We start from the raw sequence: 15,072 nt of genomic DNA on the forward strand, positions 1-15,072 counted from the left end.
CAGCGTCGATCCTACGGCTGCGATCCGGTCTGGCGCCGACACGCGCCGGCTTGCTCAAGCACCTGCCAGATCGGGATGCCTGCGATGCCAATCCGTCATTTGCTGATACGCATGCGCGGCGCGCACGATCAGGTCTTCGCGAAAATCGGCGCCCACGAACTGGAATCCGATGGGCGTGCCGGCCCCTTCGAGAAAGCCCCCCGGCAAGGTGATGGTGGGCACGCCCGCCATGTCCAGCGGAGCCGTATATCGCATCATGGCGAACCAGATGTCCACATACGCCTGGCCAGTCACGTGCATTTGCGCCACCGTCGGCGAAGCGATGGGAGTGGTGGGAATCAAGAGCACATCTACCGTTTGCATCAGGGCCCGCATCTTGCCCGTGTACGCGGCCCGCTGCAGCAGGACTTTCTGATAGTCGATGCCGCTCTGGGCCATGCCCATCTCGATCAGGTTGGCCAATGCCGGACCGTACGAGCCCTTATGCTGCGCATAGGTTTTCTCATGGGCCACGGCCGCTTCGATGCTGCACAGGTTGAACCAGTTGCGCTGCACATCGGCCGCGTCGGGCGCCTTGACCTCGACGATCTCCGCGCCCAGCTTCGCCATTACGGCAACGGCCTCGTCCATCATCTTGCGCGTCGGCGCATCGACATCGTCATGGTTCCACCGGGAATCGACGCCGATGCGCAGCCCCTTGACGCCCCGCTCCATCTCGCTCAGATAATCGGGAACCGGCAACTGACTGGCCGTCGGATCGTTCTCGTCCGCACCTGCGATGACCTGGAGCATCGCGGCCGAATCCTCCGCGCTGCGCGTCATCGGCCCCAGGTGATCGAGCGATGCTGCCAACTCGAACGCGCCATAGCGGCTGACGCGTCCCCAGGTCGGTTTGATGCCGGACAGTCCGCAAGCCGCGGAGGGGAAACGGATCGAGCCACCGGTATCGGTGCCGATCGCGCCGTAGCAAAGCCCGGCCGCCGGCGCCACGCCCGACCCGCTGGAAGACACGCCGGTCCAGTGCGCAGGATTCCAGGGATTGATGGGCGGATCGATGTCCGGATGGTGGTCCGTGAGCGCGCCCTCGGTCAGCTGGACCTTGCCCAGCAGGACGGCGCCGGACTCCCGCAGGCGCTTCACCACCGTGCCGTCTTCCTGGGATTGAAACCCCCGGTAGACCGTCGTTCCGAACGCCGTCGGCGCGTCAGCGGTCCAGCACAGGTCTTTCACGGCGACGGGCACCCCGTGCAGGGGGCCGCGCACCTGGCCCTGGGCAATTTCCCGGTCCGCCTGGCGGGCAGCCGCCATCGCGCCGTCCTTCATGAGCAAGACGTAGCTCTTGAGACGGCCGTCCAATTTGTCGATGCGTTCGAACTGCCGTTCGGCGACAGTTTCAGAAGAGACCTCGCCGGATTGAATAGCCTTGCCGATTTCGCGCAGTCCCATGTAGTGCAGATCATCGTGATTCATTCCGTCCTCCTTGACGTCAACCGACAGAAACCGCCAGACGCTATCGTCTTGCGCGGCTTGAAATAGCCTGATGCGAGCCTCGAAGCAGATTACGGCGCGTGCCGAACGGTTTCTTGTTCGTGACCGCCAGCAGACTTGACTGTGACAGCCACGCGCGCAGCGCCGAATCGGGAGCGGAAAGAAAAAAGCCAGCTGGAGCCCTGTGACGGGCTCCAGCTGGCTGTCGGACTGGCGCCGTTCAGCGCCTTGTTCTACTCAGCAGGTCTTTCGGCGAATGGCCGTAGCAGAGTTTGAAGATCCGGCTGAAATGCGAAACGTCGTTGAATCCATTGCGAAAGGCCGCTTCGGTCACCTGGCGCGCCCTGCCCTCCTTCAGCGAGCAATAGGCGGCTTCGAGCCGCCGTTGCCAAACCCAGCGCATGGGTGTGGTGCCGCTCTCGGCAAACATGCGGGTGAGCGTGCGCTCGGACACTCGCAAGGCAATGGCTATCCGGTCCACCGTAAGCTGCGGATCGTCCAGGTGAGACTCCACGTATTGCTTGGCGCTCCCAAGCAATTTCTCGCGTTCGCTGGAGGCCGAGTCGCTGCCGGCCATCTGCATCTGGATCGTCGCCGCCAGCAAATCCAGCAGGGAGGCCGCAAACTGGGTTTGCACGCCGGGAGGCAGATCCTCGGAGAAGTTGATGTCGGCGGCGGACCGAATCGTGTGGAACAGCAGGCCGGTGATGGGTTTGTCGGGTATGAAGCGCATGGCCGTATAGCGTTCCGCCAGCGGGGCGCGATACAGCAATTGCTTGCGCGGAATGCGCAGCAGCAAGACGGACTCGGGCGTCATATCGTACGTGAACAGGCGCTCGGCGTCGTACAGCGCAATATCGCCATTGTTGATTTGCGTGGAGCGGCCCGATTGCGATAGCTGGCCGGTTCCGGACTCCATCAGCGTCAACAGAAACGCTTCGTTCGCATCCCTGCGCACGTGCCTGGCCGCGCGCTGCCATACATGGCGAGGAGAAGACATCCGCGATATCTCGATCTCGTCGATCGACTTGGCGGCGTACTGGCCGATGAAACTGCCTGAGCTGTCGATGGTGCTGTCGGCCTGCACACAATGTTTGCAGACAACTTCGTTCCAGTACTCGGGCCGCTGGCGCTCACTCACCTTCTCGGTCGAATAGTTCAGCTTCATTTCCCCTCCGGCGGGGCCAGTGCCAGAGATTGACACGGATTTTGCGGAAATACGGCTTATCGGTCCTCTTGCTGTCTGCTGCTCCCTGCGTGCTGCCGGGCGGGGAGTTCACCCCCCGCTTTGTCCCGAAGATTCTGCCAAAAGGCAACTGCCTTTGAATTGGTATTTACCCGTTGCCCCAACAGGCCCTGGGACAGGCTCCGCCCATGAAAAAACCCGCCACGAGGGCGGGTTTTTCGGTGCGGACGGCTAGCGGATCAACGCTTGTCCATCGGGGGCACGTCGCGCGTGACCGAACCGGTGAACAGCTGGCGCGGGCGGCCGATCTTGTAATCGGGATCCGACAGCATTTCGTTCCACTGGGCGATCCAGCCCACCGTGCGGGCCAGCGCGAAGATGGCCGTGAACAGCGAGGTCGGGATGCCGATGGCGCGCTGGACGATACCCGAGTAGAAGTCCACGTTCGGGTACAGCTTGCGCTGGACGAAGTACGGATCCGACAGAGCGATGCGTTCCAGTTCCATGGCCAGCTTGAACAGCGGGTCGTTTTCCAGGCCCAGGGCCGAGAGCACTTCCTTGCAGGTTTCCTGCATCAGCTTGGCGCGCGGGTCGTAGTTCTTGTAGACGCGGTGGCCAAAGCCCATCAGGCGCACGCCCGAGTTCTTGTCCTTGACCTTCTCCATGAACTCGCCGACCTTGTCGATGCCGCCGTTGGCTTGCAGCTCTTCGAGCATCTGCAGGCAAGCTTCGTTGGCGCCGCCGTGGGCCGGGCCCCACAGGCAAGCCACGCCGGCCGAGATGGCGGCGAAGGGGTTCGTGCCCGACGAGCCGCACAGGCGGACGGTCGAGGTCGAGGCGTTCTGTTCGTGGTCGGCGTGCAGGATGAAGATGCGGTCCAGCGCGCGTTCGACGACTTCATTGACCTTGTAGTCTTCGCACGGCGTGGCGAACATCATGCGCAGGAAGTTGCCCGTGTAGGACAGGTCATTCTGCGGATAGATGAAGGGCTGGCCTTGCGAGTACTTGTAGGCCATCGCGACCAGCGTCGGCATCTTGGCGATCAGGCGGATGGCCGAGATGTGGCGATGCTGCGGGTTCGTGATGTCGGTCGAGTCGTGGTAGAACGCCGACAGCGCGCCGACCAGGCCGGTCAGAACGGCCATCGGGTGCGCGTCGCGGCGGAAGCCGCGCAGGAAGAAATGCAGCTGCTCGTTCACCATCGTGTGATGGGTGACTTGCGAGTCGAAATCGGCCTTCTGGTCCTTGTTGGGCAGTTCGCCGTTCAGGATCAGGTAGCAGATGTCCATGAAGTCGCAGTTCACGGCCAGCTGCTCGATGGGGAAGCCGCGGTACAGCAGTTCGCCCTTGTCGCCGTCGATGTACGTGATGCCCGATTCGCAGGCGGCGGTGGACATGAAGCCCGGGTCAAACGTGAACATGCCCGTCTGGCCGTAAAGCTTGCGGATGTCGATCACATCCGGACCGACCGTGCCCTTGTAGACAGGGAACTCAATGGGAGCGCTGCCATCCGAGAAGGATAGCGTGGCTTTTTTGTCAGACAGGTTCATGTTTTTTCCTCTCAATTAATCAGAGCGCACGCATCTGGCCAATAATGCTCCGAAGCCTGGGCGTATCCAGCTCGCCCTCGAGTTCCTTGCGGGCCAGCAGCAGGTCGAGCAGGTCGTTGTCTCCCAATTCGAAAAGCTGCGTCAATGCGGCTACGTCATCATCGGTAAGCTCGGCCTCGTGGGCGTCCAGATACCGGGTGATGATCAAGTCGTTTTCGAGCAGGCCGCGGCGCGCCCGCCAACGCAGACGCGCCCGCTCTAGTTCAGTAAGCCTGCTCATCGTTACACCTTAATAAAAGCCCCCACGCCGCGCCCGCTACGCGGGCTTGCCGCCCCTCGAGAGGGCGTTTTGCCTTGGGGCGGCCCGGCTTGCTCCCCCCGGAAGGGCCAAACTCCGAGGGGGCGGCGATAAAACAACTGCCTGAAACTAGACCGTACGGCGGACCAACAGTTCCTTGATCTTGCCGATTGCCTTGGTCGGGTTCAGCCCCTTGGGACAGACGTCGACGCAGTTCATGATGGTGTGGCAACGGAACAGGCGGTACGGATCGTCCAGGTTGTCCAGGCGCGAACCCGTGGCCTCGTCGCGGCTGTCGGCGATGAAGCGGTAGGCTTGCAGCAGGCCGGCCGGGCCGACGAACTTGTCCGGATTCCACCAGAACGACGGGCAGGACGTGGAACAGCACGCGCACAGAATGCACTCGTACAGACCGTCCAGCTCTTCGCGCGCCTCGGGCGACTGCAGGCGCTCTTTTTCGGGCGGCGGCGTGTCGTTGATGAGGTACGGGCGGATCGAGTGGTACTGGTTGAAGAAGTGCGTCATGTCCACGATCAGGTCGCGGATGACGGGCAGGCCCGGCAACGGACGCAGCACGATCGGTTCCTTCAGCTCGCGCAGGTTCGTCGTGCAGGCCAGGCCGTTCTTGCCGTTGATGTTCATGGCGTCCGAACCGCACACGCCTTCACGGCACGAGCGGCGCAGGGCCAGGCTGTCATCTACGTCGTTCTTGATGCGCACCAGCGCATCGAGCAACATCTTGTCGGTGGGCTGGAGTTCGACTTCCAGCTTCTGCATGTACGGGCGCTCGTCCTTGTCCGGATCGTAGCGGTAGATTTCGAACTTGACGATTCTCTTGGTGCTCATAGTAGGACTCTATCCGGACTTAGAAGGTACGCGCCTTGGGCGGGAAGGACTCGACCGTCAGAGGCTTCATCTGCACGGGCTTGTAATCCAGGCGGCTGCCTTCGGAGTACCACAGCGTGTGCTTCAGCCAGTTCTCGTCGTCGCGGTTCGGGTGATCGTTCAGCGCGTGGGCGCCGCGGCTTTCGGTGCGGTTGGCGGCCGACTTGATCGTGGCGCGGGCCACTTCGGTCATGTTGGCCATTTCCAGCGCCTCGACGCGCGCGGTGTTGAACACCTTGGACTTGTCCTTGAAGTAGATGTTGTCGGCTTGCTTGGCCAGGTCTTCGATCTGCTCCACGCCTTCGTTCAGCAGGTCCAGCGTGCGGAACACGCCGCAGTGGCGTTGCATCGAGAAGCGGATGGCGTTGCCGATGTCTTGTGTCTTTTCGCCGGAGGTGCGCGATTCCAGCTTGTTCACGCGGTCCAGCGAGAATTCGACGGCTTGCTCCGGCACGGGCTGGTGCGCGTGCTGGCGTTCCGGATGCGAATTCACGATGTGGTTGCCGGTAGCGCGGCCGAACACGATCAGGTCCAGCAGCGAGTTCGTGCCCAGGCGGTTGGCGCCGTGCACCGACACCGCGGCGCATTCGCCGATGGCGTACAGACCGTTGACGATCTTGTTCTCGCCGTTTTCGCGCGTCAGCACCTGGCCGTGGTAGTTGGCCGGGATGCCGCCCATCTGGTAGTGGATGGTCGGAACGACGGGGATCGGTTCCTTGATCGGGTCCACGTTGCCGAACTTGATGGCGATTTCGCGGATCGAGGGCAGGCGCTTGTTGATCACGTCGGCGCCCAGGTGGTCGAGCTTCAGGACCACGTAGTTGCCGTCGGGACCGCAGCCGCGGCCTTCCTTGATTTCCTGGTCCATCGAGCGGGACACGAAGTCGCGCGGGGCCAGGTCCTTCAGCGTGGGCGCATAGCGCTCCATGAAACGCTCGCCGTCCTTGTTCAGGAGGATGCCGCCTTCGCCGCGCACGCCTTCCGTGATCAGCACGCCGGCGCCGGCCACGCCGGTCGGGTGGAATTGCCAGAATTCCATGTCCTGCAGCGGGATGCCCGCGCGGGCGGCCATGCCCAGGCCGTCGCCGGTGTTGATGAAGGCGTTGGTGGAAGCGGCCCAGATGCGGCCGGCGCCGCCGGTGGCCAGCACCGTGGTCTTGGCTTCCAGGATGTAGATTTCGCCCGTTTCCATTTCGAGGGCGGTCACGCCCACGACGTCGCCGGCTTCGTTGCGCAGCAGGTCCAGCGCCATCCATTCGACGAAGAACTGGGTGCGCGCGGCGACGTTGCGCTGGTAGAGGGTGTGCAGCAGCGCGTGGCCGGTACGGTCGGCGGCGGCACAGGCGCGCTGGACCGGCTTTTCACCGAAGTTGGCGGTGTGGCCGCCGAACGGACGCTGATAGATGGTGCCGTCGGGGTTGCGGTCGAACGGCATGCCGAAGTGTTCGAGCTCGTACACGGCGTTCGGGGCTTCGCGGCACATGAATTCGATGGCGTCCTGGTCGCCCAGCCAGTCCGACCCCTTGACGGTGTCGTACATGTGCCAGTACCAGTTGTCTTCGCTCATGTTGCCCAGCGAGGCGCTCACGCCGCCTTGAGCGGCAACCGTGTGCGAACGCGTGGGGAACACTTTGGACAGCACCGCAACGGACAGTCCCGCTTGGGACAGTTGCAGCGAACAACGCATGCCGGCTCCACCGGCACCGACGACCACCACATCAAACTGGCGGCGCGGCAGGGATTTCAGGACAGAGACCACGGCTTAAATACTCCAGAGGATTTGCGCGAAGTAGACGACCGAACCGACCAGCCAGAGGATCGTCAGCACTTGCAGCAGCAGGCGCACGCCCACCGACTTGACGTAGTCCATCCAGATGTCGCGCACGCCAATCCAGGCGTGCCAGGCCAGCGCAACGAATGCAAGGGTGGCCAGGATCTGGCCCACCGGAAGAACGCCCACGTAGAAATTGAACAGCGCGGTCCAGTGTTCGTACGTGAATGCCGGCATCATCAGGATGCCGATCAGCAGCACCAGCGTATACACGGCCATGATGACGGCAGTGACGCGCTGGATGATGAAGTCCATGACGCCGTAATGGGCGCCCACGACCAGACGCTTGGGTCCGTAGTTTTTGACGTCGGCCATTACAGCACTCCGAACAGTTTGAGGGCGAACACCAGGGTCAGCGCCAGGCTCACCCCGAAAACCACGCCGGCGCTCTTCTTGGCCGACAGCTTGTCGATACCGATGTGCAGGTCCAGCAACAGGTAGCGGATGCCGGCACAGAAGTGGTGCAGATAGCCCCAGACCAGGACCAGGAAGACAAGCTTGACGATCGGGTTGCCGGCGTACGCGGCCACGGCGGCGAACGTCTGCGGGGCGGCCACGCTGGCCGCGAAGAGCGGCAGGATGACCAAGGGAAGACAGAGGAACAGCAGCGCGCCGCTGACGCGGTGCAGGATGGACAGCTTGCCGGCCAGGGGCAGGCGGTAGTTGGCAAGTTGCGCAATGCCAATATTGCGAAACTGCGGACGTGGCTTGGCAGCGGTGTCGGACATGACGGCCTCGGTGTTTCGGAACTAGGGAATCGTGACGGCAAGAATGCCGTGGCCCTTGCGGGCAAACACGGTATTTTCGCCCAGAGATAGGGTCGGTATCAAATCGTAGTCAAAAAGCTCATCAATTCAAACTATTGCGGTAATGGTATCGATCGGTCAAGTACAACCCCCGGCGGATTTCCATGGGGCGGTCACCATATGTGTAAGACACCCGATCCACCTGCAACAACGGCGTCCCGACGGCAACATTAAGCAGCGGACAGACTTCGGCCGGCGCGGCGACCGCGCGCAGTTTCTCGTCCGCGCGCACCATGCTCACGCCGAATTCGGATTCGAACAGGCCGTAGAGGGGCGCCTTGTTGGCGGTCAGCAGTTCAAGGGTCAGCCCGCGGAAAATGGAGCCGGGTAGCCAGATGTCGTCCACAACGGTGGGCGCGTGCCCCAGCGACAGCAGGCGGCGGATCATCACGACGGTTTCGCCGGCCCGCAAGTCCAGGGCCCGCGCGATCTCGGCGGGCGCCCGCAGGCGGCGGCATTCAAGGATTCGGCTTTCGGCGCGGCCGGCTTCGCCCTCGTCATCGGGGGCCAGGCGCAGGAAGCGGTAGCGCACGCGCGCTTCGTGGTGGGTGGCGACGAACGTGCCCTTGCCCTGGCGGCGCAGCAGCATGTGCTCGGCGGCAAGCTCGTCGACCGCCTTGCGCACCGTGCCCTGGCTCACCTGGAAACGGGCGGCGAGGTCGATTTCGCTGGGGATGAGCTCGCCGGGCTTCCATTCGCCGCGCTCGAGGCTTTGGACCAGGAGGTCCTTGATCTGGCGATAGAGCGGACTGAAAGCGGCCCCCTCGCCCGACGGACGGGCGGCGCGAGTGCGTAAGGAGGTTTCGGGCCTAGGCTCTGCCATGGATCTTCTTGGTTGTGTCATGTTTATCCGGAGAATGGGAAGGCGGCGCAAAGGGCGCGAACCCATCCGCAATGCACCGCTGCCGCCGGTCTTCTGGCTTGATACAGGCGCGCGGCCAAAAAGGCTGCGGCGCATTCGAATAAACGCTCTATTGTGGCATATCGGGAGGGACGCTGTCCAACGTCTTATGTCTTATATAAGATAGAAGAGCAATTGACGCATACGTAAAATCGATCTAGGATTCAGCGCTGCCCGGGCGCCGCGCGCCCAGCCTTGCGCGCGTCGATTTCGACGCCCCAACGATTACACTGATTGGTGAGATTTTTTTCTCGCCAAACCATTACGGAGAACGTCCATGTCCAAGCCTGCCTTGCGTGTCGCCGTCACCGGCGCCGCCGGCCAAATCGGTTACGCACTGCTATTCCGCATCGCCTCGGGCGAAATGCTGGGTAAAGATCAACCCGTCATCCTGCAACTGCTGGAAATCCCCGACGAGAAAGCGCAAAAGGCCCTGAAGGGCGTCATCATGGAACTGGATGACTGCGCCTTCCCGCTGCTGCAAGAAGTCACGGCCCACAGCGATCCCCGTACCGCCTTCAAGGATGCCGACGTCGCCCTGCTGGTCGGCGCCCGCCCGCGCGGCCCCGGCATGGAACGCAAGGACCTGCTGTCCGTCAACGCGCAGATCTTCACGGCGCAAGGCAAGGCCCTGAACGACGTGGCCAGCCGCAACGTCAAGGTCCTGGTTGTCGGCAACCCCGCCAACACCAACGCCTACATCGCCATGAAGTCGGCGCCGGACCTGCCCGCCAAGAACTTCACCGCCATGCTGCGCCTGGACCACAACCGCGCCCTGTCGCAGCTGGCCGCCAAGTCGGGCAAGGCCGTGGCCGACATCGAAAAGCTGGTCGTGTGGGGCAACCACTCGCCCACGATGTACCCCGATTACCGTTTCGCCACCGTCGGCGGCGAATCGCTGTCCAAGCTGATCAACGACGACGCCTGGAACCGCGACACGTTCATCCCCACCGTGGGCAAGCGCGGCGCCGCCATCATCGAAGCCCGCGGCCTGTCCTCGGCCGCCTCGGCCGCCAATGCCGCCATCGACCACGTCCGTGACTGGGTCCTGGGCAGCAACGGCAAGTGGGTCACGATGGGCATCCCGTCGGACGGCTCCTACGGCATCCCCGAAGGCATCATCTACGGCGTGCCGGTCACGACCGAAAACGGCGAATACAAGCGCATCGAAGGCCTGGAAATCGACGCCTTCTCGCGCGAGCGCCTGGACTTCACGCTGAAAGAGCTCCTCGAAGAGCGCGACGGCGTGAAGGACCTGCTGAAGTAAGCAGCGCATGAGTCAAGGATTGGGCCCGTTCGCGGGCCCAATTCCTAGGCGCAGCGCCCATGCCGTCCGCAACATAAACCTGTCTCTTTGCTCCCGCGCAAGGGATTGTCGCGAAGGGGACAGATTTATTTTCCGGGCCCGCGGTAAGGTCAGAATCCAGGGCGGGGCTTCCCGTCCTGGCTGACCGGCCGGCCGCCAGTCCGCAGTCCAGTCGTTCCATCCGGGGCTTCCGAGAACACCCGGTCCATATACGGAGACCACCCATGTCCAGACCCGAATCCGCCGGCGCCCTCTTCCGCCGCGCGCTCGCCGAAGAAAGCCCGCTGCAGATCATCGGCGCCATCAACGCCAACCACGCCCTGCTGGCCAAGCGCGCCGGCTATCGCGCCATCTACCTGTCGGGCGGCGGCGTCGCGGCCGGCTCGCTGGGCCTGCCCGATCTCGGCATCAACACGATGGACGACGTCCTGACCGACGTGCGCCGCATCACCGACGTCTGCGACGTGCCCCTGGTGGTGGACATCGATACCGGCTTCGGCCCGTCCGCGTTCAACATCGCCCGCACCGTCAAGAGCCTGATCAAGTTCGGCGCCGCCGCCTGCCACATTGAGGACCAGGTCGGCGCCAAGCGCTGCGGCCACCGCCCCGGCAAGGAGATCGTCTCCACCGAAGAAATGGCCGACCGCGTCAAGGCCGCGGCCGACGCCCGCACCGACAGCGACTTCTACCTGATCGCCCGCACCGACGCGATCGCCTCGCACGGCGTGGATGCAGCCATCGAGCGCGCGCTGGCCTGCGTGGAAGCCGGCGCCGACGCGATCTTCGCCGAAGCCGCCTACGATCTGCCCACCTACGACCGCTTCGTGAAGGCCGTCAAGGTGCCGGTGCTGGCCAACATCACCGAATTCGGCAAGACCCCGCTGTTCTCGGTCGAGGAACTCAAGAGCGTCGGCGTGGGCATGGTGCTCTACCCGCTGTCCGCGTTCCGCGCCATGAACAAGGCCGCCGAGGCCGTCTACACCGCCATCCGCCGCGACGGCCACCAGAAGAACGTGGTGGACCTGATGCAGACGCGCGAAGAACTGTACGACCGCATCGGCTATCACGAATTCGAATCGAAACTGGACGCGCTTTTCCAGAAAGGCAAGGCGTAACCGCGATACCTGGCGCCGCGGCCGCCGCCCGGCGCCATGCATGCCATCCCATTGCAACGACCACCGCGAAAGGAAAGGAGTAGAGACATGAGCACGGCTCCCAAGAAGCAGGAAGCGAAAACGGACGCCAAGCCGGAAGAAAAGGCCGGTTTCAAGCCCAAGAAGTCGGTCGCGCTGTCCGGCGTCGTCGCCGGCAATACCGCGCTGTGCACGGTTGGCCGCAGCGGCAACGATCTGCATTACCGCGGCTACGACATCCTGGACATCGCCCACACCAGCGAATTCGAGGAAATCGCCCACCTGCTCGTCCATGGCAAGCTGCCCAACAAGGCCGAACTGAAGGCCTACAAGGAAAAGCTGCGCAGCCTGCGCGGCCTGCCCGCCCAATTGCAAGCCGCGCTGGAAGCCCTGCCCGCCGCCAGCCACCCGATGGACGTGATGCGCACCGCCGTTTCGGTGCTGGGCTGCGTCCTGCCCGAGAAAGATGACCACAACACCCCGGGCGCGCGCGACATCGCCGACCGCCTGATGGCCAACCTGGGCTCGGCGCTGCTGTACTGGTACCACTACAGCCACAACGGCCGCATCATCGACGTGCAGACCGACGACGACAGCATCGGCGGCCACTTCCTGCACCTGCTGCACGGCGAGAAGCCCAGCGAGGACTGGGTCAAGGCCATGCACATCTCGCTGAACCTGTACGCCGAGCATGAATTCAACGCGTCCACGTTCACGTCCCGCGTGATCGCCGGCACCGGCTCGGACATGTACTCCGCCATTTCCGGCGCCATCGGCGCGCTGCGCGGCCCCAAGCATGGCGGCGCCAACGAGGTCGCCTTCGAAGTGCAGAAGCGCTACGAGACCCCGGACGAAGCCGAGGCCGACATCCGCCGCCGCGTGGAAGCCAAGGAAGTCGTCATCGGCTTCGGCCACCCGGTGTACACGGTGTCCGACCCCCGCAACAAGGTCATCAAGGACGTGGCGAAGAAGCTGTCCAAGAAGGCCGGCAGCACCAAGATGTTCGATATCGCCGAACGCCTGGAAACGGTCATGTGGGACATCAAGAAAATGTTCCCCAACCTGGACTGGTTCTCGGCCGTCAGCTACCACATGATGGGCGTGCCCACCGCCATGTTCACCCCGCTGTTCGTCATCGCGCGCACGGCGGGCTGGTCGGCCCACATCATCGAGCAGCGCATCGACAACAAGATCATCCGCCCCACCGCCAACTACGTGGGTCCGGAAGACCAGAAGTTCGTGCCGATCGAAAAGCGGAAGTAAGGCGCGCGACAATGGGTCCGTCGACGTTCAACGCAGCGCCGCACGGGCCCGAGGCCCTGCCGCCGCGGAGCGCGAGCCCCTACGGGGCTCCTTCCTGCGGCAGCGGGGCCTGGTCCGCCTGTATTCACTTTCAGGAGAGGTACCGACATGTCCGCCCCCATCTCCAACGTCCGTCCCGAGCCCGACCAGGTCCTGGTCGATATCGCCGACTACGTCCTCAACCATAAGATCCAGAGCGGCCTGGCCTACGAGACCGCCCGCAACTGCCTGATCGACACCCTGGGCTGCGGCCTGGAAGCGCTGGAATATCCGGCGTGCAGGAAACTGCTGGGTCCCGTCGTGCCCGGCACCATCGTTCCCCATGGCGCCAAGGTCCCTGGCACGCAATTCCAGCTCGATCCCGTCCAGGCCGCGTTCAACATCGGCGCGATGATCCGCTGGCTGGACTTCAACGACACCTGGCTGGCCGCCGAATGGGGCCATCCCTCGGACAATCTCGGCGGCATCCTGGCCACCGCCGATTGGCTCTCGCGCACCGCCGTCGCCGCCGGCAAGCCGCCGCTCCTGATGCGCGACGTGCTGACCGGCATGATCAAGGCCCACGAGATCCAGGGCTGCATCGCGCTGGAAAACTCCTTCAACAAGGTGGGCCTCGATCACGTCGTGCTGGTCAAGGTGGCCTCCACCGCCGTCGTGGCCCAAATGCTCGGCCTGAACCGCGACGAAGTGATCAACGCGGTGTCGCTCGCCTGGGTGGACGGGCAGAGCCTGCGCACGTATCGCCACGCCCCCAACACCGGCAGCAGGAAGAGCTGGGCCGCCGGCGACGCCACCAGCCGCGCGGTGCGCCTGGCCCTGATCGCCCGGACCGGCGAAATGGGTTACCCCTCGGTGCTGAGCGCCAAGACCTGGGGCTTCTACGACGTGCTGTTCAAGGGCCAGCCTTTCCGGTTCCAGCGCCCCTACGGCAGCTACGTCATGGAAAACGTGCTGTTCAAGATCTCGTTCCCGGCCGAATTCCACGCGCAGACCGCCGTCGAATGCGCCATGGACATCCACCAGCGCTTGCAGGGCGCGGGCAAGCGCCCCGAGGACATCGCGAAAATCACGATCCGCACGCACGAGGCTTGCCTCCGCATCATCGACAAGAAGGGCCCGCTCGACAATCCGGCCGACCGGGACCACTGCATCCAGTACATGGTGGCCGTGCCGGTGCTGTTCGGGCGCCTGACCGCGGCCGACTATGAAGACGCGGTCGCGCGGGATCCGCGCATCGATGTCCTGCGCGACAGGATCGTCTGCGTCGAGGATCCGGCCTACACGCGGGACTACCACGATCCCGACAAGCGCTCGATCGCCAACGCGCTGACCGTGGAGTTCGCCGACGGCACCCGCCTGGACGAAATCGTCTGCGAGTACCCCATCGGCCACAAGCGCCGCCGCGCCGAAGGGATTCCGCTGCTGGAAGACAAGTTCCGCGTGAACCTGGCCCGTATGTTCCCGGCCCGGCAGCAGAACCGCATCCTGGACGCGTCGCTCGACCAGGAAACGCTGGAATCCATGCCGGCGCACGAGTACGTGGACCTGTACGCGATCTGAGCCCCGCGGCGGCGGCCCGCCAGGCCCTTTTCCCTGGGGCCGGCGCGGCCGCGCAGCTTACAATGCGGCTTTCCTCGGACGGATCGCGCCATGGCCATGCTTTGGGTCAAGACCTTTCATATAGTCTTTATCGCCTCCTGGTTTGCCGGCTTGTTCTACCTGCCGCGCATCTATGTGAACCTGGCGCAGCAGTCGGACTCGACCGTCCAGGCAACGCTGCTGGGCATGGCCCGCCGCCTGTATCGCTTCACCACGATCCTCGCCGTGGCCGCCATTCTGCTCGGCCTGTGGCTGTACCTGGGCTACGGCATCGGCATGGGCCCCGGAAACGGCTGGATGCACGCGAAGCTCTTTTTCGTCCTGCTCGTGATCGGCTACCATCACGCCTGTGGCTCGATGCTGCGCAAATTCGAACAGGGCAAGAACGTCCGTTCGCACAAGTTCTATCGCTGGTTCAACGAAGTTCCCGTCTTGCTGCTCTTGGTGGTGGTGGCGCTGGTCGTCGTCAAACCCTTCTGATTCCCCCTACCTTTGCACATTCGCCAGGATTCGTATGTCCTCAGATGACCAGGACCGCCCGCGCAAGACGCTGACGATCAAGAAAACCGCGCGCGACGCGCACGCCGAAGCCGCGCCCAAGCGCGTGCGCACCGGAGCCCGCGCCCGCCTGGTCGCCCAGCAGGAGCGCACCAAAGACAACCTCGAGCGCCAGAAAGACCCGGAAGGCTATCAACGGCGCCAGCAGGAATCCGCGCGCGGCCCGCGCAAGCCCGCAGCGGCGGGCGGCCGGGGGCAGGATGCCCGGGGCCCCGCAAGCCGCGGCGAC

Annotated in this window: 14 protein-coding genes and 1 pseudogene; 6 read left to right on the forward strand and 9 right to left on the reverse strand. The window is 63.9% G+C overall.

Annotation, left to right across the window (positions count from 1 at the left end):
* Positions 1–54: 54 nt before the first annotated feature.
* The 9 genes from AGI3411_RS29040 to AGI3411_RS29080 all read right to left on the reverse strand — a co-directional run bounded on the left by AGI3411_RS29040 (position 55) and on the right by AGI3411_RS29080 (position 8,867).
* Positions 55–1,470, reverse strand: coding sequence for an amidase (locus tag AGI3411_RS29040; protein ID WP_129530764.1), 1,416 nt, complete (start codon positions 1,468–1,470; stop codon positions 55–57).
* 238 nt (positions 1,471–1,708) lie between these two features.
* The gene (locus AGI3411_RS29045; protein ID WP_129530765.1) at positions 1,709–2,656 is read right to left on the reverse strand and encodes a helix-turn-helix domain-containing protein; all 948 of its coding nucleotides are present in this window, start codon (positions 2,654–2,656) and stop codon (positions 1,709–1,711) included.
* Between the two features lie 257 nt (positions 2,657–2,913).
* Positions 2,914–4,224, reverse strand: coding sequence for a citrate synthase (locus tag AGI3411_RS29050; protein ID WP_062684931.1), 1,311 nt, complete (start codon positions 4,222–4,224; stop codon positions 2,914–2,916).
* 19 nt (positions 4,225–4,243) lie between these two features.
* Positions 4,244–4,504, reverse strand: a complete 261-nt coding sequence (locus tag AGI3411_RS29055; RefSeq protein WP_129530766.1) for a succinate dehydrogenase assembly factor 2 — start codon at positions 4,502–4,504, stop codon at positions 4,244–4,246.
* A 147-nt stretch (positions 4,505–4,651) separates the two neighbouring features.
* Positions 4,652–5,368 (reverse strand): succinate dehydrogenase iron-sulfur subunit, encoded by a 717-nt coding sequence (locus AGI3411_RS29060; RefSeq protein ID WP_043542896.1) that lies wholly within the window; start codon positions 5,366–5,368, stop codon positions 4,652–4,654.
* Positions 5,369–5,387: 19 nt separating this feature from the next.
* Positions 5,388–7,166, reverse strand: a complete 1,779-nt coding sequence (gene sdhA / locus AGI3411_RS29065; RefSeq protein WP_129530767.1) for a succinate dehydrogenase flavoprotein subunit — start codon at positions 7,164–7,166, stop codon at positions 5,388–5,390.
* A 3-nt stretch (positions 7,167–7,169) separates the two neighbouring features.
* A complete protein-coding gene (sdhD, locus tag AGI3411_RS29070) occupies positions 7,170–7,553 on the reverse strand; it encodes a succinate dehydrogenase, hydrophobic membrane anchor protein (RefSeq protein ID WP_043542892.1) in 384 nt (127 codons plus the stop codon).
* Complete coding sequence (gene sdhC, locus AGI3411_RS29075) at positions 7,553–7,966, reverse strand: succinate dehydrogenase, cytochrome b556 subunit (RefSeq protein WP_062684929.1); 414 nt, start codon at positions 7,964–7,966, stop codon at positions 7,553–7,555. The genes sdhD and sdhC overlap by 1 nt, the downstream gene beginning before the upstream one ends.
* A gap of 121 nt (positions 7,967–8,087) precedes the next feature.
* Positions 8,088–8,867, reverse strand: coding sequence for a GntR family transcriptional regulator (locus AGI3411_RS29080; RefSeq protein WP_129530768.1), 780 nt, complete (start codon positions 8,865–8,867; stop codon positions 8,088–8,090).
* A 355-nt stretch (positions 8,868–9,222) separates the two neighbouring features.
* Between AGI3411_RS29080 and AGI3411_RS29085 the strand changes: the two genes are divergently transcribed.
* The 6 genes and pseudogenes from AGI3411_RS29085 to AGI3411_RS30495 all read left to right on the forward strand — a co-directional run.
* Positions 9,223–10,212 carry a malate dehydrogenase gene (locus AGI3411_RS29085; protein ID WP_013392305.1) on the forward strand — a complete coding sequence of 330 codons (990 nt, stop codon included), beginning with the start codon at positions 9,223–9,225 and terminating at the stop codon, positions 10,210–10,212.
* 263 nt (positions 10,213–10,475) lie between these two features.
* Positions 10,476–11,366, forward strand: a complete 891-nt coding sequence (gene prpB / locus AGI3411_RS29090; RefSeq protein ID WP_025141300.1) for a methylisocitrate lyase — start codon at positions 10,476–10,478, stop codon at positions 11,364–11,366.
* An 87-nt stretch (positions 11,367–11,453) separates the two neighbouring features.
* A complete protein-coding gene (prpC, locus tag AGI3411_RS29095; RefSeq protein WP_129530769.1) occupies positions 11,454–12,647 on the forward strand; it encodes a bifunctional 2-methylcitrate synthase/citrate synthase in 1,194 nt (397 codons plus the stop codon).
* Between the two features lie 147 nt (positions 12,648–12,794).
* Complete coding sequence (locus AGI3411_RS29100; RefSeq protein WP_129530770.1) at positions 12,795–14,246, forward strand: bifunctional 2-methylcitrate dehydratase/aconitate hydratase; 1,452 nt, start codon at positions 12,795–12,797, stop codon at positions 14,244–14,246.
* Between the two features lie 96 nt (positions 14,247–14,342).
* Positions 14,343–14,765 carry a CopD family protein gene (locus AGI3411_RS29105; RefSeq protein WP_129530774.1) on the forward strand — a complete coding sequence of 141 codons (423 nt, stop codon included), beginning with the start codon at positions 14,343–14,345 and terminating at the stop codon, positions 14,763–14,765.
* Positions 14,766–14,799: 34 nt separating this feature from the next.
* Positions 14,800–15,072: pseudogene (locus tag AGI3411_RS30495) on the forward strand (DNA methyltransferase); the annotation flags it as partial.

The organism is Achromobacter agilis (assembly GCF_900496965.1).
GTDB lineage: Bacteria > Pseudomonadota > Gammaproteobacteria > Burkholderiales > Burkholderiaceae_B > Achromobacter > Achromobacter agilis.